We start from the raw sequence: 25,429 nt of genomic DNA, 5'->3' as shown, positions 1-25,429 counted from the left end.
CGAGCGTGGTCGGTGGGCGTCAGCGCCGGCGGTAGACGGGGGCGCGCTTCTCGGCGAAGGCGCGCGGGCCCTCCTTGGCGTCCTCGGTCGCGAAGATCGGCCAGCCGATCTCCAGCTCGCGCTTGAGCCCGTCCTCCTCGCTCATCGCGGCCGTCTCGTAGACCGAACGCTTGACCGCCTCGACGGCGAGCGGTGCCGCCTCGTTCACGGCCTCGGCCAGTTCCAGTGCCCGTTTGAGCGCCGTGCCGTCCGGGACGACGCTTCCCACCAGGCCGATGTCACGCGCCTCCGCGGCGCTGTAGCGGCGGCCGGTGAGCAGCATCTCCAACGCGTGGGTGTGTGCGATCTGGCGGGTGAGCCGGACGGTCGAGCCGCCGACGGGGAAGAGCCCGCGCCGGACCTCGAAGAGCCCGAAGCTCGCCGACTCGGCGGCGACGCGGATGTCCGTGGCCTGCAGCACCTCCGTGCCGCCGGCGACGCAGACGCCCTCGACGGCCGCGATGACGGGCTTGCGCGGCCGGTGGTGCCGCAGCATCGCCTTCCAGTGCAGGTCCGGGTCGGCGGCGAGGCGTGCGCGGGAGGGGTCGTCCTGCGCGAATCCCCCGCCGGCCAGCGCCTTGAGGTCCATTCCGGCACAGAACGCTCCGCCCGCACCGGTGAGCACAATCGACCTGACGTCGTCGTCCGCGTCCGCCTCGATCCAGGCGTCGTGCAATCCGACGAGCATCGGTAGCGAGAACGCGTTCTTGGCCTCAGGGCGGTTCAGCGTCAACACGAGTGTCGCGCCCTGTCGTTCGATGATCAGATGTTCTGTGCCCGCCATGGAGCAGCCTCCGCAGCCTTCGCCGACCGAATCCGGTTCAGATCTAGAACAGGTTGCAGTCTTGCTGACGGGTTTTCAAGTAAAGTTCCAAGAACAAGTTCCAGGAATGTTCAAGATGCCGGAAGCCTGGAGTTCTGAAGGAACGGCTCCTACTCTCCGGCCATGGAATTCAACCTGGCCGATCTGTTCGAGCAGGCGGTTGACCACTACCCGACGCGGGAGGCGGTCAGCTGCGCCTCCGTCGACGGCACCGCCGTGCACCGCCGCAGCTTCGCCGAGCTGGACGAGCGCGCCAACCGCCTCGCCCACCACCTCCAGGAGACCGGCCTCGGTCCGGGCGACCGGGTCGCCGTCTACGCGCTGAACTGCGCGGAGTGGGTGGAGTCCCTGCTGGCGATCTGCAAGATCCGTGCGGTCTGCGTCAACGTCAACTACCGCTATGTGACAGATGAGTTGAGCTACCTGCTCGGCATGGCCGAGCCCGCCGCGATGATCTACCAGGAGCAGTACGCCGACCGCGTCGCCGAGGTCCTGCCCGGCCTGCCTGGGCTGCGGCACCTGATCGCCATCGACGACGGCAACCCGGGCTCGGCCCTGCAGGCGGTGCCGTACGAGAAGGCGGTCGCCTCCGGCAGCCCGCAGCGGGACTTCGCACCGCGCTCCCCCGACGACCACTACCTGCTCTTCACCGGCGGAACGACCGGCCTGCCCAAGGGCGTGGTCTGGCGGCAGGAGGACGTCTTCTTCGCCCTGGGCGGCGGCATCGATGTCACCAACGGGCACCGGATGGCCACCCCCGAGGAGATCGTCACCACCGGTTACGACCACCCCATCACCTTCTTCCCGATCGCACCGCTCATGCACGGCGCGACGCAGTGGGCTCTGATGCAGCAGCTCTTCAAGGGCAACCGGGCCGTCCTGCTCGACCGCTTCGAGCCGCGCCGAGTCTGGGAGCTGGTGGGCAGCGAGAAGGTCAACGTCGTCATGATCACCGGCGACGCGATGGGCCGCCCGCTCGTCGAGACGCTGGACGCGCCGGGCGCGGACTACGACCTGAGCTCGATGTTCGGCCTGGTCAGCAGCGCGGCGCTGTTCTCCGCGCCGGTCAAGCGCCGCTATCTGGAGCTGCTGCCGAACCTGTATCTCAGCGACGCCATCGGCTCCTCCGAGGGCGGCGCGGGCGGGGTGAGCCAGTGGCGGGCCGGTGAGGAAGGCAGCCAGGGCTCGGTGACCACCAAGGCGATCGGCGACTCGGAGGTCGTGGACGACGACCTCAACCCGCTGCCGCCCGGGGTCGTCGGCAAGCTCGCGCGGCGCGGCAACATCCCGCTCCGCTACCTGGGCGACCCGGTCAAGAGCGCCGAGGTGTTCCGCACCGCGCCCGACGGCACCCGCTACTCGGTCCCCGGCGACTGGGCCCGCCGCGAGGAGGACGGCCGGATCACGCTGCTGGGACGTGGCTCGTCCTGCATCAACTCCGGCGGGGAGAAGATCTTCCCCGAGGAGGTCGAGTCGGCGATCAAGGCGCACCCGGCCGTCTACGACACGGTCGTGGTGGGCGCCCCGGACGAGCGCTGGGGCGAGACCGTGGTGGCCCTGGTCCACCAGCGCGACGGCGCCGCCGAGCTCACGCTGGCAGCGCTGCAGGAGCACTGCCGGGCCCACGTGGCCCGGTTCAAGGTGCCGCGCCGCCTGCACCTGGTCCCGGCGATCGAGCGCACTCCCACCGGCAAGCCGGACATGCGCTGGGCGAAGGAGGTCGCCGGGGGCTCCCCCTGACGTGCGTCAGGGTTCTCCCCCAGTGATCCCCCAGCTCACCCCGAACAGCGGCGCCGTCGTCGGAACCAGGGGCTACGGTGGAGTTCTTGGTCCGGGGGCAGGCGAGGGAGGCAGGCGGACGATGGAGGCTGTGGGAATCCTGATCGTGCTGGTCGGGTGCATCGTGCTCGCACTCGGGGCGCTGGTCGTGGTGGGCGCGGTGCGGGCCGCCCGCGCGGTGAGCGTCAAGGCGGAGAACGTCGCGCTCAAGGCGCGCGCCTACACGAACCCCGGCGCGCCGGGACGCATCGCCTCCCTCCGGCTGCGCCTGCGCAACTCGCTGGAGGGCACCCGGCAGGCCCTGGACGCGGCCGCCGCGCAGGACGCGCAGGTCGGCGAGTCGCTGCAACTGCTCCGTCGCCTGGACGAGCACGCCGCGGAGCTCGACGGCCAGCTGCGCGTGCTGGAGCGCGAACCTGACGCGACCAGGGTCGACGCCAAGCTGCCGGAGCTGCGCGAGCGCGCCGAACGCATCACGCACGCCGCCGAGGAGCTGCGCTGGGCGGTCCAGGACCGGCAGCACCGCTTCGCCGACGACGAGTTGGCCCGTCTCAGCGAGGAGTGCTCGCAGGAGGCGGACGCGCTGCGCCACTGGAGCAAGCCCGGCCAGGAGGCGCGGCCCGAGGAGCCGAAGCGGCTGAGCGCCGCCCGCTGGCCCTCCGCCGAGGAGGTCCTCGGCCTGGTCGACCGCATACGCCGGCCCAGCGGCGAGGCGCGGTAAGGGTAAGGCCCCGCTACAGCGCCCAGGCCGGCAGGCCGTGCGGGTAGGCCTCGGCCAGCACCTCGCGGTCCCGCTCGCCGACGCGCACGGACGCGCGGAAGGGGAACGCCTCGCCCACCCGCTCCGGCTCGAATGCCACATGGGCGAACGGCGCCTCGGGCGCGCTCTGCGCAGCGAGCCGCGCCAGCTCCACCTCCACCTCGGCCCACTCCGCCGCCGGCACGTACTGCTTCATGATCGAGTGCCAGACCACCGTCAGCGTCCCCTCCCGCACACTCACGCCGCGGAGGAACTCCGCCGCGCCCAGAGGCTCCACCATGGCCGGCTGCTCCGCCGCGAGACGCAGGGCACCGCTCAGTCGGGCGAAACGGGCGGGCTGGTCGGCCCAGACATAGGCGCGCAACGCCAGCGCGCCGTCCTTCGTCAGCGGGTCGATCGGGGTCAGGTCGCAGCCGCGCCGCTCGACGATCTCAAGGGCGGGCCGCGCCTGCGCCGCCTCGGCCAGCCAAGTCGGCGCTCCGCCCTGCCAGGCGTCCTCGAGCCGGACGGGCGAGTCGACGTCGCCCCAGGCATAGCCGGGCGCGGTGTAGCGGAAGAGGTCGGGGCGCAGGTTGAGACCCGCGCTCGAGCCGAGCTCGAAGAGCCGGACCTGAAGGCCCTGGGGGTTGGCCCGGAGCAAGCCGGTGATCAGCAGGTTGGCCCGGCCGACCTCGTTGGTCTGCGGGGGTCGGGTCATCCAGTCCCTGATCCACGGCAGCTGCGCCGCCACGACGTCGCGGAACGCGCCCCAGCAAGCATCGAGCCGCGCCGGGTCGAAGGCGCCGCCGACCGAGGGGTAGTGCTCGGCCAGCTCCGGGGCCCGCCCGGTGAGCACCAGCGCGTGGACGCCGCCGAGGAGCCGGAGCGCGATCGCGTCGGGGCCGGGGGCCCGCTCGTATCCCGCCACGGCCGCAGCGCACGGGCCGCCCGCGCGGATGTCCGCGGCGCCACGCCGTAGCAGCTCGGCGTAGAGCGGCGAACCGAGCTCGGCGCAGCCGTCCGCCTGGCGCTCGAACATGCCGGCTGCCCGGTCCCGGCCGCTGATTCCCACGTTGTCCGTCTGCATGCTCGTGATCATGCATCAGCCGAGCGGCCGTTACACCACCACGCCACGTGAATCAGGTCACGGCCGGGTGGCCGGGGCGAGCTGAGCGCGGAGCTCCTCCGGGGTCGCGCTGCCGGGCGGCAGGCCCTCCTGCGCGAGGCGCGTCACCTCACGCCGCATCAGGTCGTTGACGGGCGTCGGCACGCCGTGCTCCCGCCCCAGCATCGCGATCTCGCCGTTGAGATAGTCCGCCTCGACGCTGCCGCGCCGGTGCAGGCTCTGCCAGGTCGAGCCGCCCGCGCGGTGGACGTCCGGGATCGGGACGACCTGCATCCGCCTGCCCTGGACGGCCATGCGCTCCTCGTCGGTCGCGTACGCGATCCCCGCGGCGTCGAGCACAGCCACGCCCTCCGCCCGCACGGCGGCCAGCAGGTCCTCGGACTTCTCCAGCTGCTCCCGTCCCAGCGACGCCTCCAGCGCGTTGCCCAGGTTGTTGAGCAGCTTGCCGTACTTCCAGCGCATCACGTCCGCGACGACGGGCGCGTCGAAGTACGCGCCCGCGACGTCGGCGGCGATTGCCGCGATCAGCTCGTCGGCCGGTTCGCCGTCGCCGCCCTGCGGGTAGCGGCCGAGGGTGAGGATCCCGCTGAGCGGCGCGGTGTGCGCGACGACGGTGCCGGGCTGGAGGTGCGTGGCGGGCAGCCAGACGCACATGCCGACGACGCTCGCGAAGTACCGCAGCGCGGCGCGCTCGTTGGCGACGCCGTTCTGCGCGCAGACGACCGTCAGCACCTCGCCCGCCGTGCCGCCACCGCCGACGGCAGCCGTCGACCAGTCGCGCAGCACGTTCTCGGTGTCCTGCGACTTGACCGCCAGTACCAGCACGTCGTCACGCCGCAGCGGGCCGAGGTCCTCGTGGTGGGCGTAGGCGGGGATCCGCAGCTGCTCCGTCCCCTGGGGCGTGACCAGCCGCAACCCGTCCGCGCGCAGCGCGTCCAGATGCGCGCCACGCGCGACCAACGCGACCTCCCGGCCGCTCTGGGCCAGCCGCCCGCCGATCGCGCCCCCGACTGCGCCCGCCCCCACGATGATGTAACGCATGCCACGACCCTAGCCGCTCAGCCAGACTCAGCGGCGTAACCCAGCCTTCAGGTGGCGCCCTTGTCGCGGTAGGTCTCCAGCAGGCGCAGCCAGATCTCGCTGATGGTCGGGTACGCCGGGACGGCGTGCCACAGTCGGGCGATCGGGACCTCGCCGGCGACGGCGACGGTCGCCGCGTGGAGGAGTTCCGCCACGCCGGGGCCGACGAAGGTGACGCCGAGCAGGGTCTCGCGGTCCAGGTCCACCACGGCGCGGGCACGACCGCGGTAGCCGTCGGCGAAGAGTGAGGCGCCGGCGACATTGCCGAGGTCGTAGTCGACCGCACGCGCCCGACGTCCGGCGTTCAGCGCCTCGTCGAGGGTGAGGCCGACTGCCGCGACCTCCGGGTCGGTGAAAACCACCTGCGGCACGGCCCGTTCGTCCGCCGTGGCCACGCTGCGGCCCCAGGGCGCCAGATCCAGCTCTCGGCCGGCAGCGCGGTCGGCGATCGCCGCGCCGAAGATCCGCCCCTGGTACTTGCCCTGATGCGTCATCAACACCCGCCCGTTGACGTCACCCGCCGCGTAGAGCCAGCCGCCGGGGACGCCGACCGCGAGACCGGTGTCGTCCACTTCCACCGGCTTGCCCGCGGGCAGGCCCACGCTCTCGAGGCCCAGGTCGGCGGTGGCCGGCACGCGACCGGTGGCGAAGAGCACCTCGTCCGCCGTCAGCGTCCCGCCCCCCGCGAGCGTGAGCTCGACCTCGCCGCCGCCGTCGCGGCGGACACCCGTCACGGACTCGCCGAAGCGCACATCGACCCCCGCCGCGGCGAGGCCCTCCGCCACCAGGTCCCCGGCGAACTCCTCGACCCTGGGCAACAGCCCCGAACCACGCACCAGCAGCACCACCTCGCTGCCCAGCGCCCGCCAGGCGGTGGCCATCTCGACCGCCACCACTCCTCCGCCGACCACCGCCAGCCGTCCCGGCACCACCGGCGAACCGGTCGCCTCGCGGCTGGTCCACGGGCGCGCCTCGGCGAGTCCCGGCAGGCCGGGAAGCGCTGCCCGGGTCCCGGTGCAGAGCGCCACCGCGTGCCGTGCCACCAGCACCCGCCGCTCGCCCTCGGCCGTCTCCACGACGACGCGCTTCTCCCCGTCGAGCCGCCCGTGGCCGCGCACCAGCGTGATCCCGACCCCGTCGAGCCAGCGGACCTGGCCGTCGTCCTTCCAGTGCGAGGCGAAGTCGTCCCGGCGGCTGAGCACCGCCGCCACGTCAAGTCCCCCGGTCACCGCCTCGCGCGAGCCCGCCACACGCCGCGCGTCCGCGAGCGCGGCGGCCGGGCGCAGCAGCGCCTTGCTCGGCATGCAGGCCCAGTAGGAGCACTCCCCTCCCACGAGCTCGTGCTCGACCACCGCCACGCTCAACCCGCCGGCGTGCACCCGGTCGGCAAGGTTCTCCCCCGTGGGCCCGGCCCCCAGCACCACAACATCGAACTCGTCCACAAGCCATCCCTCCAACTGTCCGAGCCACCCGCCCGCGCCATACTTCCGGTGCGGTTCCGACGACGTCCAGCGGCGACACGCCGACGGGCAGTTCGGTGCACGGCCGGGCAACTGCGGTGCGCCGCAGGAACAGCACGTCCGGCCGGAATCCTGGAGAGTGGAAGCGGTGGCGGCGGATCACGAGAGCCGATGGCGAGAAGTTGATGCATCAACTATAGTGCTCCTGTCAGCCCATCAGGGCTCACCCCGAAGGCTCACAGGAGGAACGATGGACCACCGCGTCACCGACAACCCCGAGCAGTCGCGCTTCGAGATCTTCGACGACGACGTACTGGCCGGTTTCGCCCAGTACCACCGGTTCGAGAACGAGATCGCCTTCATCCACACCGAGATCGACCCGCGCTTCGAGGGCCACGGCCTGGCCGGGACCCTCGCCAGGACCGCCCTCGACGCCGCCCGCGAGGAGAAGCTGGCCGTGCTGCCGTTCTGCCCCTTCATCCGGGGCTGGATCAGCAAGCACCCCGAGTACGTCGAGCTCGTCCCCGAGGGCCAGCGCGCCCGGTTCGGATTCTGACCGGCATGGAGGCGCTGACCGGCATGGACGTGGTGACCAGCGAGGGCGAGACGGCGGCCCCCGGGTACGTGCGCTCAGCCGCCGCCGTGGCCACCGGCTCCTCGGACGACTACCGCGTCGACATCCGCGTCGGCCGCCATCCGCTCGCCGCCGACGAACCGGAGTCGGTCGGCGGGGCGGACACCGCGCCCAACCCGATCGGCCTGCTGCTCTCCGCGCTCGGCTCCTGCACCGTCATCACGCTCCGGATGTACGCCCAGCGCAAGCAGTGGCCGCTCGAGACCATCAGAGTCCACCTCGGCTACGAGAAGGGCCCCGAGAATGGCCCCGACCGGGCCGACCGGATCACCCGCCGCATCGACCTCACCGGCGACCTCGACGAAGCCCAACGGGCCCGACTCCTGGACATCGCCGAACGCACCCCCGTCACCCGGGCCGTCCGCGGCGGAACGCCCATCTTCGCCGTGGAGGCCCGACCGTCATGAGCGTTCTCGACCCCCGGATGTCCAAGGACCTGTTGAGCCCGCGCGAGGCGCACCTCGGCGGCAGCACCGTCGTGCGGCGACTCCTGCCCAATCTCGGCCGCCGCACGGTCGGCGCGTGGTGCTTCGTGGACCACTACGGACCGGACGACATCGCCACCGAGTCGGGGATGCAGGTGCCCCCGCACCCGCACATCGGCCTCCAGACCGTCAGTTGGCTGCACGCCGGTGAGGTCCTCCACCGCGACAGCCTCGGCAGCGTCCAGACCGTGCGTCCCCGCGAGCTCGGCCTGATGACCGCCGGCCGGGCCATCGCCCATGCGGAGCAGAGCCCCGACCCCCACTCGCCCCTGCTGCACGGGGCCCAGCTCTGGGTGGCCCTGCCCGACGCCCACCGTCACGTGGCCCCCGCCTTCGAGCACCACGCCGAGCTGCCACAGGTCACGGCCCACGGCCTCAGCGCCACCGTCATCCTCGGCGAACTGGACGGCGCCGCCTCGCCGGGCACCACCTACTCACCGCTCGTCGGCGCCGACCTCACCCTCGCCGAGGGCGCGGACGTACGGCTGCCGCTGGAACCGGACTTCGAGTACGCCGTGCTCACCATGTCCGGCGAGACCGAGGTCGACGGCGTGCGGCTGCCTCCCGGCTCGATGCTCTACCTCGGCTTCGGCCGCGCCGAGCTCCCGCTGCGCGCCCTCAGCGACAGCGGGCTGTTGCTCCTCGGCGGCGAGCCGTTCGACGAGAAGCTCGTCATGTGGTGGAACTTCGTCGCCAGGACCCCCGAGGAGATCGCCCAGGCCCGCACCGACTGGATGCTCGGCACCGGCTTCGGCGAGGTCACCGGCTACGACGGCGCTCCCCTGCCCGCGCCGGAACTCTCCGCGACGCCGCTCAAGCCGCGCGGCCGGACTCGCTGAGCCGCTCGGTCAACCGGCCAGGCCGAGCTGGGCGGCGTGTACTTTAACATTCAAGCCATATCAGCGCGCGGGCGAGTCGATCCGCTCCAGGATCCGCTCGGCGTCCTGGCCGAGTCGGCGCAGGCGCTCGCCGGACAGGTTGTCCACCACCAGACGGCGGACGTAGGCCACATGGCCCGGCGCGACCGACTCCAGCTTGCTCATGCCGGCGGGCAGCAGGATGGCGTTGGTGAAGCGTCCGTCGACCGGGTCGGGCTCGCGCCGGACGTAGCCACGACTCTCCAGCCGCTTCACCATGTGCGACAGCCGGGACAGCGAGGTACTGGTGTGCTCGGCCAGCACGCCCATGCGCAAGGTCCGCTCGGGGGCCTCGGAAAGCATCGCCAGGGCCATGTACTCGACCATGCTCAGCTCCGCGTCGCGCTGGAGCTGCGCATCGATCGCCCAGGGAAGCCGGGTGATCAGGCGGACCACGGACATCCAGGACGCCAGTTCGCCCGAGGTGAGCCACAGGTCGGCATGCTCGTCCGCCTGCGGCGACGTGTCAGAGGTGGTCATGCCGAGAGCGTATCAGCCCAGGCATTTCGAGTCACTTGAATGTTCATGTGACAGGGACGTACCCTGGGCAGCGCACGGAAAGGAAACCCGCCATGACCGGATTGCTGACACCATCGATTGACGTGCGACGGGCCGGTCTACGGCCGGCAAGCAGACTGACCTGGCTCGACTCCAGGCACTCGTTCTCCCTCGGGACCGGTCGGCCGGATCCGACCAACACGCACCACGGTCTGCTGCTGGTCAACAACGAGGACCTGGTGCAGCCGGGCATGGGCTTCGAAACGCACCCGCACCAGGACATGGAGATCGTCACCTGGGTTCTGCAGGGCTCCCTCGTCCACCAGGACTCGAGTGGCCACTCCGGCGTGATCTACCCCGGCCTGGCCCAGCGGATGAGCGCCGGCTCCGGCATCCTGCACTCGGAGAAGAACGACTCCTACCGGTTGACCGGCGATCGCCCGACCGACCCCGTGCACTTCCTTCAGATGTGGGTGCTGCCCGACGAAGCCGGCGTCGCGCCGGGGTACGAGCAGCTCGAGATCGACGACGAGTTGCTGGCCGGGGCGCTGGTGACGGTGGCGTCGGGCATGGACCAGCACAGGGACGCGAGCGCCATCCGGATCCGGAACCGGCACGCCGCCCTGCACGCGGCGCGGCTGCGCCCCGGGCAGCAGGTCACGCTGCCCGAGGCGCCGTACCTGCACCTCTTCGTCGCGCGCGGCTCGGTGGATCTGGAGGGCACCGGCGCGCTCGCCCAGGGCGACGCGGTCCGGTTCACCGCCACCGGAGGGCAGCGGGTCACCGCCACCGGGCCGGCCGAGATCCTCGTCTGGGAGATGCACGCGACGGTGACGCTGGGTCAGGTGGCGTAGACGGAGAACCCGGAGGCCTGGCCGGCGGGCCAGCCGGTGTTGGCGGTGAAGAGGAGTCGCAGATAGCGGACGCCCGCGCCACCGGGGTAGCTGATGGTGGCGGTGTTGCCGGTGGCAGGGTCGAAGCGGTAGTCGGCGGAGCCGACAACGGTGGTGAAGGTGGAGCCGTCGGTGCTGCCCTGGACGGTGATGGTCTGGGTGCGGGCACCCCAGGCGGTGGAGGGCGGCAAGGTGAGCACGATCCTGCGGGTGGTCAACGCGGAGCCGAGGTCGACCTGGAGCCACTGCGGGAAGGCGTTGTTGGCGCTCTCCCAGTAGGTGTTGGGGTCGCCGTCCACGGCGTTGGCGGCGACGTAGACCTGGGTGTGGCTGCTTTCGGCGACGGGCTGGTGCAGCGCCAGATCGGGGTTGGATCCGCCACCACCACCGCTGCCGACGACGGGCGGCGTGGGGCGCGTGGCGGTGAGCACCGCCCGACCCTTGAGCATCGCGCCGCCGTCGGCGGTGAGCCGCAGGTAGTAGTCGGAGGAGCAGGCGGTGCCGTCCTCGTCGAGGGCAAGGAGACCGGACCCGACCGGGACCTGACTCTGGTTCTCGGCGGTCTTCGCGATCTGGTTGCCCTCGCCGAACTCGTCGAACATGGAGATGTAGACACTCCGCACCCCGGCCCGGGTCATGTTGTAGAACTGCCGCCACATGAAGTCGCCGTGGGCCCGCTGCCGCGCCGACACATCGCCCGGCAGAACGCACGGCTGGTAGTCGATGCCGTGGGCGTTGCAGTCGGCCAGGTCGGGGAGTGTGGCGTTGGTGTAGAAGTTGTCCGCGTCCGCGACGGTGCCGATCCGGCCGACCATCCACGGCGAGAGCATGTCGAAGGCGTGGTAGACATCCAGGTATCCGGCACGGGAGTCGTTGGTGCCGAGCCGCCACCAGGTCGGTACGCCGCCCATGACGTAGCAGCCCTGGGCCTTGAACCAGCTGATGACGTCGGCGCAGGTGGCCGCATCCCACGGGTGGTTGGAGTCGTTGAAGCCGAAGCCCCAGATGCCGACGACCGGCTTGCCGTTCTGGCGGGCGTAGGCGGAGGAGGCGGTGTACGCGGACATCTTGTTCGTCCAGTCCGCCTTGATCTCGGACTGCATGGTCGTCCAACCGCTGACGTCGTACATCACGTAGAACTTGACGCCGTGCGACTCGGCGGAGGTGCGCACCCTGGCAGTGATCGCGTCGCGGGTGGGGCCCTCACTGCCGTTGGGGTCGAAGCGCTGGAGGGCGGCGGTGTCGCAGCCGTTCTGCTGCATCCACTGGAAGTGGGTGTCGATCGTCTGCTGGTCGTAGGAGGAGAAGAGGGTGGCCGGCTGGCCGCCGCCGAGATTCGCGTAGGCGGTCTGGTAGGTGCGGGCGAACTCGCGCGAGTCGGGCCATGCCTTGATGACGTTGTTGCTCGGCGAGGGCGCCTGGGACCAGTTCTGGCTCCAGTGCCACCAGGCGTTGATCGGGGCGCCGTCGCCTGGGCAGGCGAACCAGCCCTGGTAACCGACCGTCACCTTGCCGACGACGTCGCCGGTCGGGCTCGCGGCCCGCGCGGTACCGGCGGCGGTGAGGCCGCCGAGCGCGACGCCGGCGGCTCCGGCGGAGAGCGTGGACAGGAAGGTGCGACGAGAGACTGTCATGGACCATCCCCGGGGACACGGCGGCCGGAAAGGGGTGGGCCTCGGCCGCGCTCTGAGCCGGAGCGTATTGACCGCGCTACATCAAGGCAAGAGTTCTGGCAACTTACGCAAGAACTGACGTCCAGTCACGCAAGAAGGTGTGCCGCGCGCCGTCGGGATTGCGGTCGGGATCAGTCCTGGCGCACGATCGCGCCGAGGACGTCGTTGAAGGCGTCCGTCGAGGAAGCCGCGCTGCTGGTCCGGAGCCCCGGGATGTCGGGCAGGACGGGCTGGGACCCGGTGTTGATGAGGATGTTCTCCCCGGTGACGACGACGGTCCCCTCCGCGGTGTCGACGCGGACGGTCTGCGGGTCGGTGAAGACCGCCTTGCCGGTGAGTACGGTGACGGTGCCCATGCTGTCGAGCGCCTCGACGCCGCTTGCGGGAGTGATGGACGAGGGCCTTGGTCGGCACGCAGCCCACGTTGGGGCAGGTGCCGCCGTACATGTGCTCCGACTGTTCGACCAGGACGACGCCCTTGCCGAATCCGATGACCAGAAGGTCCGCGCTCAGGGTGTCGTTCATGGTGTCGTTCATGCTTCCGGGACTCCGATCCGAATACGGGAAAGCAGGTGGTTCCGAGAATAGGCGTGCCCATGCGGAAAATTGCGCTGCGAGGAATTCCTTGAAGCCCGTGGCGCGGTTCTCGCGACTGATTGGTCAGAATCCGGGAAAGAGCTGTCGCAGGTCGGCGAGGGTGACCGGGCCGGTCACCTGCAGCTCGTCGAGGTCGGGACGGTTGCGGCCGTAGACGAGGCGTAGGACCTTCTCGGTGCTCCCGGTGACGTGACCGGTTGGTTCGGCGGGCTCGCAGGGGTGGAGCCGCAGTTCGCTGTCGAGGAGCAGGGAGGCGGGACGGTCGGTCGGGCACTACCCGCGATACGGCTCTCCAATGGCGGCCATAAGCAGGGCGAGTTGCCGTTCGTGGCCACGGCCCGCGCCGCCGTGCTTCGATGGGAAAGCAATCACGGGGTCGGATCCACCGAATCTCATTTGCATCTTTTATGTCCGAGGAAATACCTCGCGTTCGAAGGGGCTATTCAATGATTTCCCTCTCCCTTGCAGGCAAGGTCGCGTTGGTGACCGGAGCGACGAGCGGCATCGGTGCGGCCACCGCGGGCGCGCTGGCCGAGCAGGGCGCGCACGTGCTGGTCGCGGGCCGGGACCCGGAGCGCGGCGAGGCGGTGGTCGCGGCGATCCGGGCACGCGGCGGCAAGGCGGACTTCGTCGCGGCCGAGCTGGGCGACGTCGCCGCCGTACGGCAGTTGGCGCGCTCCGCGACGGAGTTGGGCGGCGGCCGGGTGGACATCCTGGTCAACAACGCCGGTGTCTACCCGTTCAAGGCCACTGAGGAGGTCACCGAGGAGGAGTTCGACGCCGTCTACGCCCTCAACGTGAAGGCGAAGTTCTTCCTGGTGGCCGAGCTGGCACCGGCCATGGCCGAACGCGGCGCGGGCTCGATCATCAACATCAGCACCCAGGTCGCCTCCTACGGCGCGCCCGGCATGTCCCTGTACGGCTCCAGCAAGGCTGCGGTGAACCTGCTGACGCGGTCCTGGGCCGCCGAGTACGGGCCGCGCGGCGTGAGGGTCAACGCGGTCGGCGTCGGCCCGACCCGTACCGAGGGCACCGCCCCCATGGGCGAGAACCTCGACGGCCTGGCCGCGCAGGCCCCGGCCGGACGCCCCGCGGAGGCCGAGGAGATCGCCGCGGCCGTCGTCTACCTGGCCGGCGACGCGTCGAGCTTCGTGCACGGCGCCGTCCTGCCCGTCGACGGCGGACGCACCGCCGTCTGAGCCGTCACTCCACGTCCGCCGGGGCCAGGTCAGCGATCAGGTGGCCCACGTCCCGGCGGGTCGAATCCGCCTGCCAGACCGCCCAGGTCCGGCGCACCAGCGGGTAACCGACCAGCGGCGCCCACACGACACCGTCCGGGAGCGGCTGCGACCAGTCGGGAGGGGCGAGCGCGAACGCTTGACCGGAACTGACGGCCGCCAGTTTGACCTCGGCGATCAACCGCTGCCCCTGCGGAGCCTCCGCGCCGAGCACGTGACCGTGGCTCCGCAGAATCGCCGTCAACTCGTCGAACCAGGCCGGACTGTCCGAGCGCGGGAACGCCAGCCACTCGAGCCCGGTCAGCGCCTCCAGTGCGATGCCCGCCGCACCCATCAGATTCGCCGCGCACTCCGTGGAGAGCAGCACACCCAGGCGCTCACGGCTCACCAGCAGTGAGTCGAAGCCCTGCTCGGCGGGCCGCTCGCGCAGCAGACCGACATCCAACTCGCCCGCGCGAAGCGCGGCCGTCTGCTCGGCCGTCGACAGGTGACGCACCTGCACCCGCGTGGTCGGCGACAGCTCCGCCAGCCGTGCCAGCGCGGGCGTCAGCACCGAGGACGACAACTCCAACGGGACGCCGATTCTCAGCACGCCGCCGCCGGCGTCCACGAAGGCTCCCATCGCGCGGACCGCCTGGTCGTGCCGGGCCAGCACCGCGCGCGCCTCGCCCAGCAGCGCGTTACCCGCCTCGGTGGGCCGCACGCCGGTGCTGCTGCGCACCAGCAGCTTCACCCGCAGCTCCCGCTCCAGCCCGCCCACCGTCTGCGACAGCGCCGGCTGGCTCAGGTGCAGCCGACGCGCCGCAGCCGAGAACCCGCCCTCCTCGACCACCGCCACGAACGCCTGCAGCTCACGCAATTCCATGCGCACATCGCACCACGCCCACCCGGTTCGATCTAGGCAGGCAGCCTGCTAATATTGTCAGGCAGCCTGCCTTTATCCGCCGGGATCTCCACCGCAGGCCTGCCCCGCCGCAGAGGTCCCGGAGGAAGGAGCCGTGCTGTGTCCCTCGCTGTCGACACGAGCAGACCGCCGGCAGGCAACGCCTTCGGCGCGCGCTTCGTGGCGCCGCTGTACCTGGGAGCCTCGCTCAACCCGGTCAACAGCTCCATCATCGCGACCGCGCTGGTCTCCATCGCCGCGGCGATGCACATCGCCGTCGGGGACACCGCGATCCTGATCTCCAGCCTCTACCTCACCAGTGCCCTGGCCCAGCCCGCCGCCGGGCGCCTCGCGGAGGTGTTCGGGCCGCGGCGGGTCTTCCTCACCGGCATCGTGCTGGTGCTCGCGGCCGGGATCGTCGGCTCGCTGGCCCACTCGCTCGCGGCGCTGATCGTCGCCCGGGTTTTGATCGGGGCAGGCACGTCGGCCGGGTACCCGACCGCGATGCTGCTGATACGCCGCCGGGCCGAGCGCGCCGGCCAGGACGCCCCGCCGCAGGGGGTGCTCGGCGGTCTGGCGATCACCGGAGCCGCCACCGTCGCCGTCGGCCCCGCCATCGGCGGGCTGCTGGTCGGCTGGTGCGGCTGGCAGACGGCCTTCTGGATCAACATCCCGGTCGCGACGGTGACCCTCGTCATGGCGCTGGTCGGAATCGCGCCGGACCCCGACCCGGCGCGTCACGGATCCCTCCGCACGCTGGCCGCCCGGCTCGACGTGCTGGGCATGCTGCTGTTCGGCGGCTCCCTCACCGCCGTGGTGGTCTTCCTCTCCGCCCTGCCGCACCTGCAGTGGCCCGCGCTCGCCGGCGCCCTCGTCCTCGCCGTGGCACTGGTCGGCTGGGAGCTGCGCGCCGCGCACCCGTTCCTCGACGTCCGCCTGCTCGCCGCCAACGGAGCCCTGACCCGCACCTACGTGCGCAACGGGCTGACCTTGCTGGGCACGTACGTGATCCTCTACGGCCTCACCCAGTGGCTGGAGGTGGCCCGCGGACTCTCCGCCTACCAGGCCGGACTGGCGCTGCTGCCGATGGGCGTGCTGACCGCCGTGACCGCTCGCGTGGTCTCGCGACGGGTGGGGGTACGACTCCCGCTCATCGCCTGCGCGGTGCTGCTGCTCGTCGGGGCGGTGGCCGCGCTCTTCCTCGGCGGCGACACCCCGATGGCCGTGGTCATCGCGGTCAGCGCGGTGTTCGGCCTGACCTCCGGCGCCGGGACCGTCGCCAACCAGACCGCCCTCTACCAGGAGGCCCCCGCCGCCTCGGTCGGCACCGCCTCCGGGCTGCTCCGCACCTTCGGCTACCTCGGCTCGATCGCCTCCGCGGCGATCACCGGCACCGCGTTCCGCACACGCGTGGACGACAGCGGACTGCACCACATTGCGTGGGTGCTGGTGCTGATCGCCGCGCTCGTGCTCGTCATCACCGTTTTCGACCGCCAGTTGGCCAGAGCCGACCGGCGTCCCTGAGAGAGAGCGAACCACCGACATGACCACCACCCCCAACACCCCCGCCATCGACCCCGCCCGCACCGCGCTGCTGCTGATGGACTTCCAGCCCGCCGTGCTGGGCGCCGTGCCCGACCCGGAGGGCGTGCTGGCCCGCGCGGGCCAGGCGCTGGCCTGGGCCCGGACCCACGGCGCGCACGTCGTCTTCGTCCGCGTCGCGCTCGACGAGGCGGACGTCGCCGCCATACCCGCCCGCAACAAAGCCTTCGCGCAGGTCGCGGCGACCGGATACCTCACGGAGGGCAGCCACGGCACGGCGGTGCACGAGTCGCTGGAGATCCGGGAGCAGGACCTGACCGTGCGCAAGATCCGGTTCGGCGCCTTCGCCAGCGACACCGATCTGCGCGCCGAACTGCACGGGCGGGGCGTCGACACCCTGGTGCTCGCCGGACTCTCCACCAGCGGCGTTGTTCTGACGACCCTGCGGCTGGCGGCCGACGACGACTACCGCCTGTTCGTGCTGGCCGACGCCACCGCCGACCCCGACCCTGAGGTGCACCAGGTGCTCATGGAGAAGGTCTTCCCGCGACAGGCCGACATCGTCGCCACCGCGGAACTCGCCGGGCTGACGCGGACGCCGAACTAGGCTAGAGCTCCGAGTCCGCCAGGCGGTTCATGATCTCGGCGGCCTGGTGGAGCGTCCGGCGCTCCTCGGCGCGGAGCGTGGCGGAGATCGCGCCGGACAGCCAGGCCTCCCGCGCCGCCGGGATCCGCTCGACCAGCACCCGCCCGGCCCAGGTCGCGGTGACCAGGGCCTTGCGCCCGTCGTTCGGATCCTTGGCGGTGGTGATCATGCCGCCGGCGCGCAGCGCGGCCAGCGTCTCCGCCATCGACTGCCGCCGCACGTGCTCGGCCTGGGCGAGCTCGCTCGCGGTCACCGGACCGACCTGCACGATCCGGCCCAGGGTGGTCAGATGAGACCAGTTCCACGGCAGGTCGTCCAACGGGGCCTCGGTACGCAGCCGCGCCCGCAGCCGCGTCATGGCCCGCATCAGTTCGACGGCGGTGCCCTCGGACGGCACTGGTTCGCTGCTCACCGAGTCAGCATAGGACAGCGGCTCCAGCGGCTTCGTCCTCCGCGTCCGGCCCGCACCTGCGACGGCAACGCTCACACCTGCCGGGTGCGGCCCTCCCAGTACGGGTCGCGCAGCCGCCGCTTGTAGAGCTTGCCGTTGGGGTCGCGCGGCAGCTCGGCGACGAAGTCGACCGAGCGGGGGCGCTTGTACTTCGCCAGCTGCCGCTCGCAGTGCGCGAGGATGTCGGCGGCCAGCTCCGGACCCGGTTCGTGGCCGACCGCGGGCTCGACGACCGCCTTGACCTCCTCGCCCCAGTCCTCGTGCGGGATCCCGAACGCGGCGGCGTCGGCCACCGCGGGGTGGGTGAGCAGCGCGGACTCGATCTCGGCGGGGTAGATGTTGACCCCGCCCGAGATGATCATGTCGATCTTGCGGTCCCGCAGATAGAGGTAGCCGTCGGCGTCCAGGAGGCCGAGGTCGCCGACGGTGAAGAAGTCGCCGATCCGGTTGGCCCGCGTCTTGGCCTCGTCCTTGTGGTACTTGAAGCCGCCGGTCATCATCTTCAGGTAGACGGTGCCCAGTTCGCCCGTGGGCACCGGCTCCCCCGCGTCGTCGAAGACCGCGATCTCGCTGATCGGCCACGCTTTGCCGACCGTCCCCGGCCGCTCCAGCCACTCGCGGGCGGTGGCGTAGGTGCCGCCGCCCTCGCTGGCGGCGTAGTACTCCTCGACGCACTCGCCCCACCAGGCGATCATCGATCGCTTCACATGGTCCGGGCAGGGCGCCGCGCCGTGGATCGCATGCCGCATCGAGGAGACGTCGTAGCGGGCCCTGACCTCCTCCGGCAGCGCGAGCAGGCGGTGGAACTGGGTGGGGACCATGTGGGTGTGGGTGGCCCGGTGACGGTCGATCAGGCGCAGCATCTCCTCCGGCGTCCACCGGTCCATCAGCACCACCTCGTGGCCCAGGTGCAGCGAGGCGGCCGCGAACTGGAGCACGGCGGTGTGGTAGAGCGGGGAGCAGACCAGGTGGACGTTGTCGTCGCCCGCGCGGATGCCGAAGATGCCGAGGAAGCCGCCGAGCGCCGTCTCCTCCGGCGGCTTGCCGATCAGCGGTCGCCTGATGCCGCGCGGCCGTCCGGTGGTGCCCGAGGTGTAGTTCATGACCCAGCCGGTGGTCCGGTCGGCGGGCATCGCCTCGCTGTGGCCGTCCAGCAGTTCGGCGTAGGGCCGGAAACCGGGCAGCTCGCCGACGGCGTAGCGGCGCTCCTTGGGCAGGCCCGCCTCGTCCGCCGCGCCGGTCGCCGCCTCGGCGAAGCGCTCGTGCGCGATCAGCACTTTCGCCCCGCTGTCGGAGACGATCCAGCCGATCTCCGGGCCGACCAGGTGGTGGTTGACCGGCACCAGGTAGAACCCGGCCTGGGAGGCGGCCAGATAGGCCGTGAACAGCTCGATCCCGCTGGGCAGCACGACGGCGAAGGAGTCGCCGACGCCGAGCCCGGCCTCACGCAGTCCGTGGACCATACGGTTCGCGGCGGCGAGCAAGCGTCCGGCGGTCCACGCCTCGCCGTCGGGGGCGTGCATCACGGTGCGGTCGGGGTCGGCCTGTGCATCGGCCCAGAAGCCGGTCATGCCTGCTCTCCCTTCTCGGAGGCGATCCGGCCGAGCCTGGCCACGGCCTGCTCGAAGCCGCGGGTCAGTTCGTCCATGACGGCGGCCACGGGCCGCACCTCGTTCATCTGGCCGACGATCTGGCCGACCGGCGTGCCGATCAGCTCGGCCGTCTCGTAGGACTGGATCCGGCTGAGCGCGTCGGCGACCAGCAGACCCTGCAGCGGCATCGGCAGCGTGCCGGGGCTTTCCTCGCCGTCCCACGCCTCGGTCCACTCGGTGCGCAGCTGGCGGGCCGGCTTGCCGGTCAGCGAGCGGGAGCGGACGGTGTCGCCGCTGCCCGCGTCGAGCAGCTTCCGGCGCAGCACGGTCGAGGTCATGTCCGACTCGCTGACGGTCAGCCAGATCGAGCCGAGCCAGGCGCCCTCTGCGCCGAGCGCGAGCCCGGCGGCCACCTGCGCGCCGGTGCCGATCCCGCCCGCGGCGAGCACCGGCATCGGGTCGACGGCGGCGACGATCTCGGGGACCAGCACCATGGTGCCGATCTCGCCGGTGTGGCCGCCGGCCTCGTGGCCCTGCGCCACGATGATGTCGATCCCGGCCTCGGCGTGCCGCTGGGCGTGCCGAGCGCTGCCGGCGAGCGCGGCGACCAGCACCCCGGCCTCGTGGGCGCGCGCGATCACGTCCGGGGGCGGCGAACCAAGCGCGCTGGCCAGCAACTTGATGGGGTGCTCCAGCGCCACGTCCACGTGGGAGCGGGCGACCTCCTCCATCCAGCCGGTGATCCGCCACCCGCCACGCTGCCCCTCCGGCAGCTCGGGCACCCCGTGCTTGGCCAACTGCTCGCGGACGAAGGCGCGGTGGCCCTCGGGGATCATCGCCTCCACCTGCTCGACGGTGACCCCCTCGACCTTCTTGGCCGGCATCACGACGTCGACGCCATAGGGCAGCCCGCCGCACTGGGCGTCCATCCAGTCCAGGTCCTTGGCCAGCGCCTCGGCCTCGCCGTACCGGACCGCGCCGAGCACGCCCATACCGCCGGCCCTGGTGATCGCGGCCGCCACGGCGGGGAACGGCGTGAAGCCGAACACGGCGTGTTCGATGCCGAGTCGGTCGCTGAGTCGGGTTCTCATCGCTGCTCCCAAAAGCTGCGGACTCATCCTGCCGGGGGCAGTCTGGCGCACGGAGGAAGAGAGCGGAAGAGATTTTCTGACACAGCGTCAGATTTGGCCGGACGGTGGATTCAATGCCACCGGCGGGTCAGCGCGGCCAGAGCCGGCGGCTCCGGGATGACGCGGACCAGCGACACCGGCACCGGCCCTATCCCCCGGGCCCACGGCGGCAGCACTCCGCGCGGCGGCGGGGTGGCTTCGGCGGCCTCGTCGAGGCGGCGCAGCACCTCGCGCGCGTCGGCGGGACGCTCGCCGGGGTCCTTGGCGAGCAGGTCGAGGACCAGCCGCTCCAGCGGGACGGGGATCTCCGGCCGCTCGACGCGCGGCGGTGGCGGCTCGGCGTCGCGGTGGTCGAGCAGCACCACGAGCGGATCGCCCTTGTGGAACGGCGGGTGACCGAGCAGCAGTTCGTACAGCACGCAGCCGAAGGAGTAGAGGTCACTGCGCTCGTCGACGCCGGTTCCCTCGATCTGCTCCGGCGACATGTAGTACGGCGTGCCGACGGCGAAGGTGTTGCCGCCGAGGCGCGCCGTGGAGCCCTGGTCGCTGCCGAGGCGGGCGATGCCGAAGTCGCAGATCTTGACGGTGCCGTCGGCGGTGCGGATCAGATTGCCGGGCTTGAGGTCGCGATGGACCACGCCGCGTTCGTGGGTGTACGCGAGGGCTGCGGCTATCTGTCTGCCGATGCCGATGGCCTCGCTCGGCCGCAGGCGTCGGCTGCGCGCCGCGTCCAGCAGCCGGCCCAGATCCTCGCCGTCGAGCAGCTCCATGACCAGGAAGAGCACGCCCGACCAGTCGCCGAAGTCGTGCACCACGGTGATGCCCGGGTGCTGCAGCCCGGCCGCGAGCCGCGCCTCGCGGCGGAACCGCGCCCGCACCAGCTCGCCGTCGTGGTGACCCTCGGGCATCAGGCACTTGACGGCGACCAGGCGGCCCAACGCCTCGTCCTCGGCCCGCCAGACCTCCCCGGCCCCACCCCGTCCGATCCGCCGCAGCAGCCGGTAGCGACCCTGCACCAGCGTGTTCTCCTCCACCCCCACAGTATGCGCGGTGCCCTTCGCGCCAGGCAGGCGGACTGGACAGAGCAACATCAACTTAGGTTAGCCTTACCTTATGAGCCTTCCTGCCTCCTTCCTGGCCGCCGCCGGCTACACCACCCCACCGCTGTGGCGCATCCTCACCAAGTCCGGCTACTTCATGGGCCTCAGCGGGGCCATCGGCGCCACGCTCACGTACGCCGCCGCCGTCCGTCCCACCCTGCGATCGGGGGTGGGCGGCAGCGGCGACACCGAGGTTCTGCGGCGGCGCGCGGCGCGCTACCTGGCCTGGTCCGGCGTCGTGCTGCTGGTCGCCGGCTACTTCCAGCTCGCCGCGCGAGTGGCGCGGGCCGGCCACGGCACGGCGTTCGACTCGGCGCTGACGCCGACACGGATATGGACATTCCTCCGCACACCAGCCAAGCCGGGCACCTGGGTCGCACAGGGAACACTGACGCTGGTGCAGAACCTGGTGCTGGTGGCCACCGCCGTCGTGCTGATCTCGCTTTTCACCGCACGCGTCGGACGCCGCCTGGACACGGTGGCGCTGATCGCCCTGCCGCTGTCGCTCGCGACGACGCTGATCAGCGCGATTCCGACAGCGGCCTTCGCCGACCTCGACGACCTGCTCGACACCCTGCTCGTCCAGGCGCACATCATCAGCGGCACCGTCTGGGTCGGCGGCCTGGCCCTGCTCGTCGCCCTGGCCACGACCAGGCGCGCGCTGAGCGGCGACGCGGGTGTGCTGTGGGCGGATCTGTGGCGACGGTTCGGGCTCGTCGCGCTGATCTGCGTGGGCGCGGTGACGATCTCGGGGCTGTGGCTGACCTGGAAGGCCGTGGGCACGCTTCCGCAGCTCTGGACCACGACCTACGGGCTGTTCCTCCTCGTCAAGATCGCCCTGGTGCTGGGCCTGATCACCGCCGGCGGCTTCAACCAGTTCTGGCTCATGCCTCGCATCGCCCACGCCCGCCGCGCGGACGCGACCTCCTCCCTGCTGCACCTGACACTGCGGCACTTCCCCAGGGTCGTCTGGGTCGAGGCCGCCCTCGGCCTCGCGGTGCTGGGCATCCTCCCCTTCCTCACCGGCTCCGCGCGCACCGAGGCGGCCCCCGACAGCCCGGCTCCGACGGCGACCGCCGGCATCCTCGCCCTGGGCCTGCTCCTGGTCCTGACGCTGGCCGCTTCCCTCTACGCCACCGCCAAGGTCTCCGACACCCTCGCCCGCCGCCCAGTCCTACGGAGTCGTGGAATTTAGCCCTCCGATCGTCTATTTGCGCTGATGTAGCGGAGTATTGCGCCTGAGTGTCCGTCAAGTTACTTTGCTTGGCGGTACACCGCGCTCCGCTACCCCGCCTGCCCCACCCAGGGAGGACTCCCGATGAGACGCACACACCACGTCGCCTTACGCCGCTCGATCAGTGGGGCCGTCGCGGCGCTGCTCACGCTCACGGGCGCGACGCTCGTCGCGCTCGGCGCGCCGCCGACCGCCACGGCGGCGACCAACGGCGCGGGTGCGACGGCGCCGTTCACCAGCTACGAGGCGGAAGCGGGCACGCTCGGTGGAGGCGCCTCGATCGTCTCGCTGACCTCGGCGCCGACGACGCAGTACTCCAGCGCGGCCGTGGAGGCCTCCGGGCACGCGTACGTCCAGCTCACCGGTACCGGGCAGAGTGTGCAGTGGACGAACACCACCGGCGCGCCGATCAGCGCGATCAACCTCCGCGAGAGCATCCCTGACTCAGCCACGGGCGGCGGCACGACCGCGACGCTCGACCTCTACGTCGACGGCGCCTTCCGGCAGGCGCTGAACCTCAACTCGAGGCAGAGCTGGTTCTACGAGAACAGCAGCAACTACAACGGCAGCAGCCAGAACCCGGCCGACGGCAACCCCCGGCAGTACTTCGACGAGTCGCACACCTTCATCACCGGCGCCCCCATCGCCCCCGGCAGCACCCTGACTCTGACGAAGGACGCCGCCAACACCGCCGCGTTCTACTACATCGACGTCATCGATGTGGAGAACCCGCCGCCGCCGCTGGCCCAACCGGCCAACTCCCTCTCCATCACCACCGACTGCGGCGCGGTGGCCGACAACACGCCGACGAACGGGTCCGCCGACAGCGGCGCCGTGGACAGCACCGCCGCCATCCAGAACTGCATCAACCAGGCCCAGTCGCAGAACAAGACCCTCTGGATCCCGGCGGGCACCTTCTACCTGAAGGGCACCACGGGCCTGCGCGCCCAGGGGATCACCATCGCCGGCGCCGGCATCTGGTACAGCACCATCTACCGGGACGTCCCGCTGCCCAACAACGTGGGCCTCGCCGCTCTGTTCGAGTTGACCTCGTGCCACGTCCAGGACTTCCATCTCGACTCGAACGCGACCAGCCGGGCCACGGTCGACGGCGGTGGCGGAGCGATGGACACCTCAGGCACGAACTGGGTGGCCGACGACATCTGGAGCCAGCACGTCGAGTCGGGCTTCTGGGCGTCCGGGACCGGCGGCACGGTCAAGAACAGCCGCCTCACCGCGATCTGGGCCGACGGCATCAACCTCAACAACGTGTCGCTGAACAACTCCGTCGGCAACAACCTGACCGCGACGAACAACTTCGTCCGCAGCACCGGCGACGACGGAATGGCCATCAACTCGGTCAACTACAACACCGACTCCAACGGCAACAAGACCTACTACACGCCCATGTCGCACATCACGATGACGCACAACACCGTCATCGCGCCCTGGGGCGGCAAGGGCATCGGCATCTACGGCGGCAGCAATCAGGACGTCGAGTTCAACTACATCGCCGACACCGCCCGCTACATCGGCCTGGGCGCAGGCCGCTTCGGCGTCAACGGCAACGACCTGCTGACCGCCACCGTCAACGGCAACGTCATCGTCCGGTCCGGCGGCAACGGCTACAGCCAGGGTCAGCCCGCCCTGCAGATCGGCAACGGCGGCGACGGGCAGAACGTCGGCGTCGTCGACCACGTCACCGCCACGAACAACACGGTCGTCAACGCCCTCTACGACGGCATCGGCTTCTCCACGTCCACGAACACGCTGCTGCAGAACAACACCGTCACCTCCCCGTGGCGCAACGGCATCGTGATCGCGCCGCCGTTCTATCCGGCGCCCACCGGATCGGCCACCGTCAGCGGCAACACGGTCACCGGCCTGGGTTCAGGGATGTCGCCGTTCCTGAACAACTCCAGCGGCTTCACCGCGACGACGAGCGGCAACAGCTGGCAGGGCGGCAACCCGGAGGGGCCGTACGGCGGCAGCGCCGCAGCCGTCCCCGGCGTCGTCCAGGCGGAGAACTACGACACGGGCGGCCAGGGCGTCGCCTACAACGTCACGTCGGTCAACGGCACCGCCAACGGCTACCGGGCCGACGGCGTCGACCTGGAGACGACGACGGACACCGGCGGCGGCTACGACCTCGGCTGGACCACGGGCGGCCAGTGGTTCCGCTACACCGTCGCCGTAGCGACGGCCGGTACGTACACCGTGAGCCTGAGAGTGGCCGCCCCCAGCGCGGTGACCGACGCCTTCCACCTGTCCGACGCGTCGGGAACCAACCTCAGCGGCAATCTCAACCTGCCCGCGACGGGTGGCTGGCAGGCCTGGACCACCGTCACGGCCCAGGTGACGCTGCCGGCGGGGCAGCAGGTGCTGACGCTCAATCAGGACAACGGCGGCTGGAACGTCAACAGCCTCCAGTTCGCCACCGCCGGTCCTGTCAACACCAACCTGGCCGCGGGCAGGCCGACCAGCGAGTCGTCGCACACGGACGTGTACCCGTCCTCGAACGTGACGGACGGCAACCAGAACTCGTACTGGGAGAGCACGAACAACGTCTTCCCGCAATGGGTTCAGGTGGACCTGGGCACGTCCCAGTCCGCGAGCCGGGTGGTGCTCCAACTGCCCGCCACGTGGGGTGCGCGCGACGAGACGCTCGCCCTGCTCGGCTCGACGGACGGCTCGACCTTCACGACTGTGAAGCCATCGGCCGCCTACACGTTCAGCCCGACGGCCAACAACACCGTGACCATCACCTTCCCGGCGACCTCGCAGCGGTACTGGCGGCTGAACGTCACCGCCAACACCGGCTGGCCCGCCGCCCAGATCTCCGAGTTCCAGATCTGGAACCAGTAACCGGG

23 protein-coding genes are annotated in these 25,429 nt (G+C 71.2%); 11 read left to right on the top strand and 12 right to left on the bottom strand.

All coding sequences use genetic code 11. The features are described from left to right. Positions 1–19 precede the first annotated feature (19 nt). The gene (locus tag ABIA32_RS12240) at positions 20–823 is read right to left on the bottom strand and encodes a crotonase/enoyl-CoA hydratase family protein (protein WP_370094069.1); all 804 of its coding nucleotides are present in this window, start codon (positions 821–823) and stop codon (positions 20–22) included. Positions 824–985: 162 nt separating this feature from the next. Between ABIA32_RS12240 and ABIA32_RS12235 the strand changes: the two genes are divergently transcribed. Both ABIA32_RS12235 and ABIA32_RS12230 read left to right on the top strand, forming a co-directional pair. Next, positions 986–2,602 carry an acyl-CoA synthetase gene (locus ABIA32_RS12235; protein WP_370094068.1) on the top strand — a complete coding sequence of 539 codons (1,617 nt, stop codon included), beginning with the start codon at positions 986–988 and terminating at the stop codon, positions 2,600–2,602. Positions 2,603–2,723: 121 nt separating this feature from the next. Continuing rightward, the gene (locus tag ABIA32_RS12230; RefSeq protein WP_370094067.1) at positions 2,724–3,362 is read left to right on the top strand and encodes a hypothetical protein; all 639 of its coding nucleotides are present in this window, start codon (positions 2,724–2,726) and stop codon (positions 3,360–3,362) included. Positions 3,363–3,375: 13 nt separating this feature from the next. On the opposite strand, the gene ABIA32_RS12225 is transcribed toward ABIA32_RS12230, so the two are convergent. From ABIA32_RS12225 to ABIA32_RS12215, 3 genes are read right to left on the bottom strand one after another with little or no spacing between them, the layout of a single operon-like run. Then, positions 3,376–4,467 (bottom strand): DUF2332 domain-containing protein, encoded by a 1,092-nt coding sequence (locus ABIA32_RS12225; RefSeq protein WP_370094066.1) that lies wholly within the window; start codon positions 4,465–4,467, stop codon positions 3,376–3,378. A 57-nt stretch (positions 4,468–4,524) separates the two neighbouring features. After that, positions 4,525–5,547 (bottom strand): ketopantoate reductase family protein, encoded by a 1,023-nt coding sequence (locus ABIA32_RS12220; RefSeq protein ID WP_370094065.1) that lies wholly within the window; start codon positions 5,545–5,547, stop codon positions 4,525–4,527. A gap of 47 nt (positions 5,548–5,594) precedes the next feature. After that, positions 5,595–7,028, bottom strand: coding sequence for an NAD(P)/FAD-dependent oxidoreductase (locus ABIA32_RS12215; RefSeq protein WP_370094064.1), 1,434 nt, complete (start codon positions 7,026–7,028; stop codon positions 5,595–5,597). A 268-nt stretch (positions 7,029–7,296) separates the two neighbouring features. Here ABIA32_RS12215 and ABIA32_RS12210 point away from each other — a divergent pair, with 268 nt between their 5' ends. The 3 genes from ABIA32_RS12210 to ABIA32_RS12200 are packed head-to-tail and all read left to right on the top strand — an operon-like array spanning position 7,297 to position 9,004. Continuing rightward, the gene (locus ABIA32_RS12210) at positions 7,297–7,602 is read left to right on the top strand and encodes a GNAT family N-acetyltransferase (protein WP_370094063.1); all 306 of its coding nucleotides are present in this window, start codon (positions 7,297–7,299) and stop codon (positions 7,600–7,602) included. A gap of 5 nt (positions 7,603–7,607) precedes the next feature. Continuing rightward, entirely contained in the window at positions 7,608–8,087 is a 480-nt protein-coding gene (locus ABIA32_RS12205) for an OsmC family protein (RefSeq protein ID WP_370094062.1), read from the top strand. Beyond that, positions 8,084–9,004 (top strand): pirin family protein, encoded by a 921-nt coding sequence (locus ABIA32_RS12200; protein WP_370094061.1) that lies wholly within the window; start codon positions 8,084–8,086, stop codon positions 9,002–9,004. The genes ABIA32_RS12205 and ABIA32_RS12200 overlap by 4 nt, the downstream gene beginning before the upstream one ends. A 60-nt stretch (positions 9,005–9,064) precedes the next feature. Here ABIA32_RS12200 and ABIA32_RS12195 read toward each other — a convergent pair whose 3' ends face one another. Then, positions 9,065–9,562 carry a MarR family winged helix-turn-helix transcriptional regulator gene (locus tag ABIA32_RS12195; RefSeq protein ID WP_370094060.1) on the bottom strand — a complete coding sequence of 166 codons (498 nt, stop codon included), beginning with the start codon at positions 9,560–9,562 and terminating at the stop codon, positions 9,065–9,067. 92 nt (positions 9,563–9,654) lie between these two features. On the opposite strand from ABIA32_RS12195, the gene ABIA32_RS12190 reads away from it, so the two are divergent. Then, positions 9,655–10,434, top strand: coding sequence for a pirin family protein (locus ABIA32_RS12190; protein WP_370094059.1), 780 nt, complete (start codon positions 9,655–9,657; stop codon positions 10,432–10,434). On the opposite strand, the gene ABIA32_RS12185 is transcribed toward ABIA32_RS12190, so the two are convergent. Further along, a complete protein-coding gene (locus ABIA32_RS12185) occupies positions 10,422–12,107 on the bottom strand; it encodes a discoidin domain-containing protein (protein WP_370094058.1) in 1,686 nt (561 codons plus the stop codon). The two genes, ABIA32_RS12190 and ABIA32_RS12185, sit on opposite strands and share 13 nt — an antisense overlap. Before the next feature lie 170 nt (positions 12,108–12,277). Continuing rightward, entirely contained in the window at positions 12,278–12,502 is a 225-nt protein-coding gene (locus ABIA32_RS12180; protein WP_370094057.1) for a hypothetical protein, read from the bottom strand. Between the two features lie 687 nt (positions 12,503–13,189). On the opposite strand from ABIA32_RS12180, the gene ABIA32_RS12175 reads away from it, so the two are divergent. Next, entirely contained in the window at positions 13,190–13,942 is a 753-nt protein-coding gene (locus ABIA32_RS12175; RefSeq protein ID WP_370094056.1) for an SDR family NAD(P)-dependent oxidoreductase, read from the top strand. Positions 13,943–13,946: 4 nt separating this feature from the next. Here ABIA32_RS12175 and ABIA32_RS12170 read toward each other — a convergent pair whose 3' ends face one another. Next, entirely contained in the window at positions 13,947–14,846 is a 900-nt protein-coding gene (locus ABIA32_RS12170) for a LysR substrate-binding domain-containing protein (RefSeq protein WP_370094055.1), read from the bottom strand. A 138-nt stretch (positions 14,847–14,984) separates the two neighbouring features. Here ABIA32_RS12170 and ABIA32_RS12165 point away from each other — a divergent pair, with 138 nt between their 5' ends. After that, positions 14,985–16,388: an MFS transporter gene (locus tag ABIA32_RS12165; RefSeq protein ID WP_370094054.1), complete on the top strand. Its 1,404-nt coding sequence runs from the start codon at positions 14,985–14,987 to the stop codon at positions 16,386–16,388. A gap of 19 nt (positions 16,389–16,407) precedes the next feature. Beyond that, positions 16,408–17,013: a cysteine hydrolase family protein gene (locus tag ABIA32_RS12160; protein WP_370094053.1), complete on the top strand. Its 606-nt coding sequence runs from the start codon at positions 16,408–16,410 to the stop codon at positions 17,011–17,013. Position 17,014: 1 nt separating this feature from the next. Here the strand turns inward: ABIA32_RS12160 and ABIA32_RS12155 are convergent, their stop codons facing one another. The 4 genes from ABIA32_RS12155 to ABIA32_RS12140 all read right to left on the bottom strand — a co-directional run bounded on the left by ABIA32_RS12155 (position 17,015) and on the right by ABIA32_RS12140 (position 21,259). Further along, a complete protein-coding gene (locus tag ABIA32_RS12155) occupies positions 17,015–17,464 on the bottom strand; it encodes a MarR family winged helix-turn-helix transcriptional regulator (RefSeq protein WP_370094052.1) in 450 nt (149 codons plus the stop codon). A gap of 71 nt (positions 17,465–17,535) precedes the next feature. Beyond that, a complete protein-coding gene (locus ABIA32_RS12150; protein ID WP_370094051.1) occupies positions 17,536–19,074 on the bottom strand; it encodes an acyl-CoA synthetase in 1,539 nt (512 codons plus the stop codon). After that, on the bottom strand, positions 19,071–20,186 hold the full coding sequence (locus ABIA32_RS12145) for an NAD(P)H-dependent flavin oxidoreductase (protein WP_370094050.1): 1,116 nt from the start codon (positions 20,184–20,186) through the stop codon (positions 19,071–19,073). The genes ABIA32_RS12150 and ABIA32_RS12145 overlap by 4 nt, the downstream gene beginning before the upstream one ends. Positions 20,187–20,296: 110 nt before the next feature. Then, positions 20,297–21,259, bottom strand: a complete 963-nt coding sequence (locus ABIA32_RS12140; RefSeq protein WP_370094049.1) for a serine/threonine-protein kinase — start codon at positions 21,257–21,259, stop codon at positions 20,297–20,299. Between the two features lie 79 nt (positions 21,260–21,338). Between ABIA32_RS12140 and ABIA32_RS12135 the strand changes: the two genes are divergently transcribed. Beyond that, positions 21,339–22,520 (top strand): copper resistance D family protein, encoded by a 1,182-nt coding sequence (locus ABIA32_RS12135; RefSeq protein ID WP_370094048.1) that lies wholly within the window; start codon positions 21,339–21,341, stop codon positions 22,518–22,520. Positions 22,521–22,643: 123 nt separating this feature from the next. Next, positions 22,644–25,424 carry a carbohydrate-binding protein gene (locus ABIA32_RS12130; protein WP_370094047.1) on the top strand — a complete coding sequence of 927 codons (2,781 nt, stop codon included), beginning with the start codon at positions 22,644–22,646 and terminating at the stop codon, positions 25,422–25,424. Positions 25,425–25,429 lie beyond the last annotated feature (5 nt).

The organism is Streptacidiphilus sp. MAP12-20 (genome assembly GCF_041262525.1).
In the GTDB taxonomy this organism is placed as follows: domain Bacteria; phylum Actinomycetota; class Actinomycetes; order Streptomycetales; family Streptomycetaceae; genus Streptacidiphilus.
This window is presented reverse-complemented; position numbering and strand designations above follow the sequence as displayed.

What these genes read in the sequence shown, in the direction of transcription:
- ABIA32_RS12240 (WP_370094069.1), bottom strand. Translation starts at nt 823, where the DNA reads ATGGCGGGCACAGAACATCTGATCATCGAACGACAGGGCGCGACACTC.
- ABIA32_RS12235 (WP_370094068.1), top strand. Translation starts at nt 986, where the DNA reads ATGGAATTCAACCTGGCCGATCTGTTCGAGCAGGCGGTTGACCACTAC.
- ABIA32_RS12230 (WP_370094067.1), top strand. Translation starts at nt 2,724, where the DNA reads ATGGAGGCTGTGGGAATCCTGATCGTGCTGGTCGGGTGCATCGTGCTC.
- ABIA32_RS12225 (WP_370094066.1), bottom strand. Translation starts at nt 4,467, where the DNA reads ATGCAGACGGACAACGTGGGAATCAGCGGCCGGGACCGGGCAGCCGGC.
- ABIA32_RS12220 (WP_370094065.1), bottom strand. Translation starts at nt 5,547, where the DNA reads ATGCGTTACATCATCGTGGGGGCGGGCGCAGTCGGGGGCGCGATCGGC.
- ABIA32_RS12210 (WP_370094063.1), top strand. Translation starts at nt 7,297, where the DNA reads ATGGACCACCGCGTCACCGACAACCCCGAGCAGTCGCGCTTCGAGATC.
- ABIA32_RS12205 (WP_370094062.1), top strand. Translation starts at nt 7,608, where the DNA reads ATGGAGGCGCTGACCGGCATGGACGTGGTGACCAGCGAGGGCGAGACG.
- ABIA32_RS12200 (WP_370094061.1), top strand. Translation starts at nt 8,084, where the DNA reads ATGAGCGTTCTCGACCCCCGGATGTCCAAGGACCTGTTGAGCCCGCGC.
- ABIA32_RS12195 (WP_370094060.1), bottom strand. Translation starts at nt 9,562, where the DNA reads ATGACCACCTCTGACACGTCGCCGCAGGCGGACGAGCATGCCGACCTG.
- ABIA32_RS12190 (WP_370094059.1), top strand. Translation starts at nt 9,655, where the DNA reads ATGACCGGATTGCTGACACCATCGATTGACGTGCGACGGGCCGGTCTA.
- ABIA32_RS12185 (WP_370094058.1), bottom strand. Translation starts at nt 12,107, where the DNA reads ATGACAGTCTCTCGTCGCACCTTCCTGTCCACGCTCTCCGCCGGAGCC.
- ABIA32_RS12180 (WP_370094057.1), bottom strand. Translation starts at nt 12,502, where the DNA reads ATGGGCACCGTCACCGTACTCACCGGCAAGGCGGTCTTCACCGACCCG.
- ABIA32_RS12175 (WP_370094056.1), top strand. Translation starts at nt 13,190, where the DNA reads ATGATTTCCCTCTCCCTTGCAGGCAAGGTCGCGTTGGTGACCGGAGCG.
- ABIA32_RS12170 (WP_370094055.1), bottom strand. Translation starts at nt 14,846, where the DNA reads ATGGAATTGCGTGAGCTGCAGGCGTTCGTGGCGGTGGTCGAGGAGGGC.
- ABIA32_RS12160 (WP_370094053.1), top strand. Translation starts at nt 16,408, where the DNA reads ATGACCACCACCCCCAACACCCCCGCCATCGACCCCGCCCGCACCGCG.
- ABIA32_RS12150 (WP_370094051.1), bottom strand. Translation starts at nt 19,074, where the DNA reads ATGACCGGCTTCTGGGCCGATGCACAGGCCGACCCCGACCGCACCGTG.
- ABIA32_RS12145 (WP_370094050.1), bottom strand. Translation starts at nt 20,186, where the DNA reads ATGAGAACCCGACTCAGCGACCGACTCGGCATCGAACACGCCGTGTTC.
- ABIA32_RS12135 (WP_370094048.1), top strand. Translation starts at nt 21,339, where the DNA reads ATGAGCCTTCCTGCCTCCTTCCTGGCCGCCGCCGGCTACACCACCCCA.
- ABIA32_RS12130 (WP_370094047.1), top strand. Translation starts at nt 22,644, where the DNA reads ATGAGACGCACACACCACGTCGCCTTACGCCGCTCGATCAGTGGGGCC.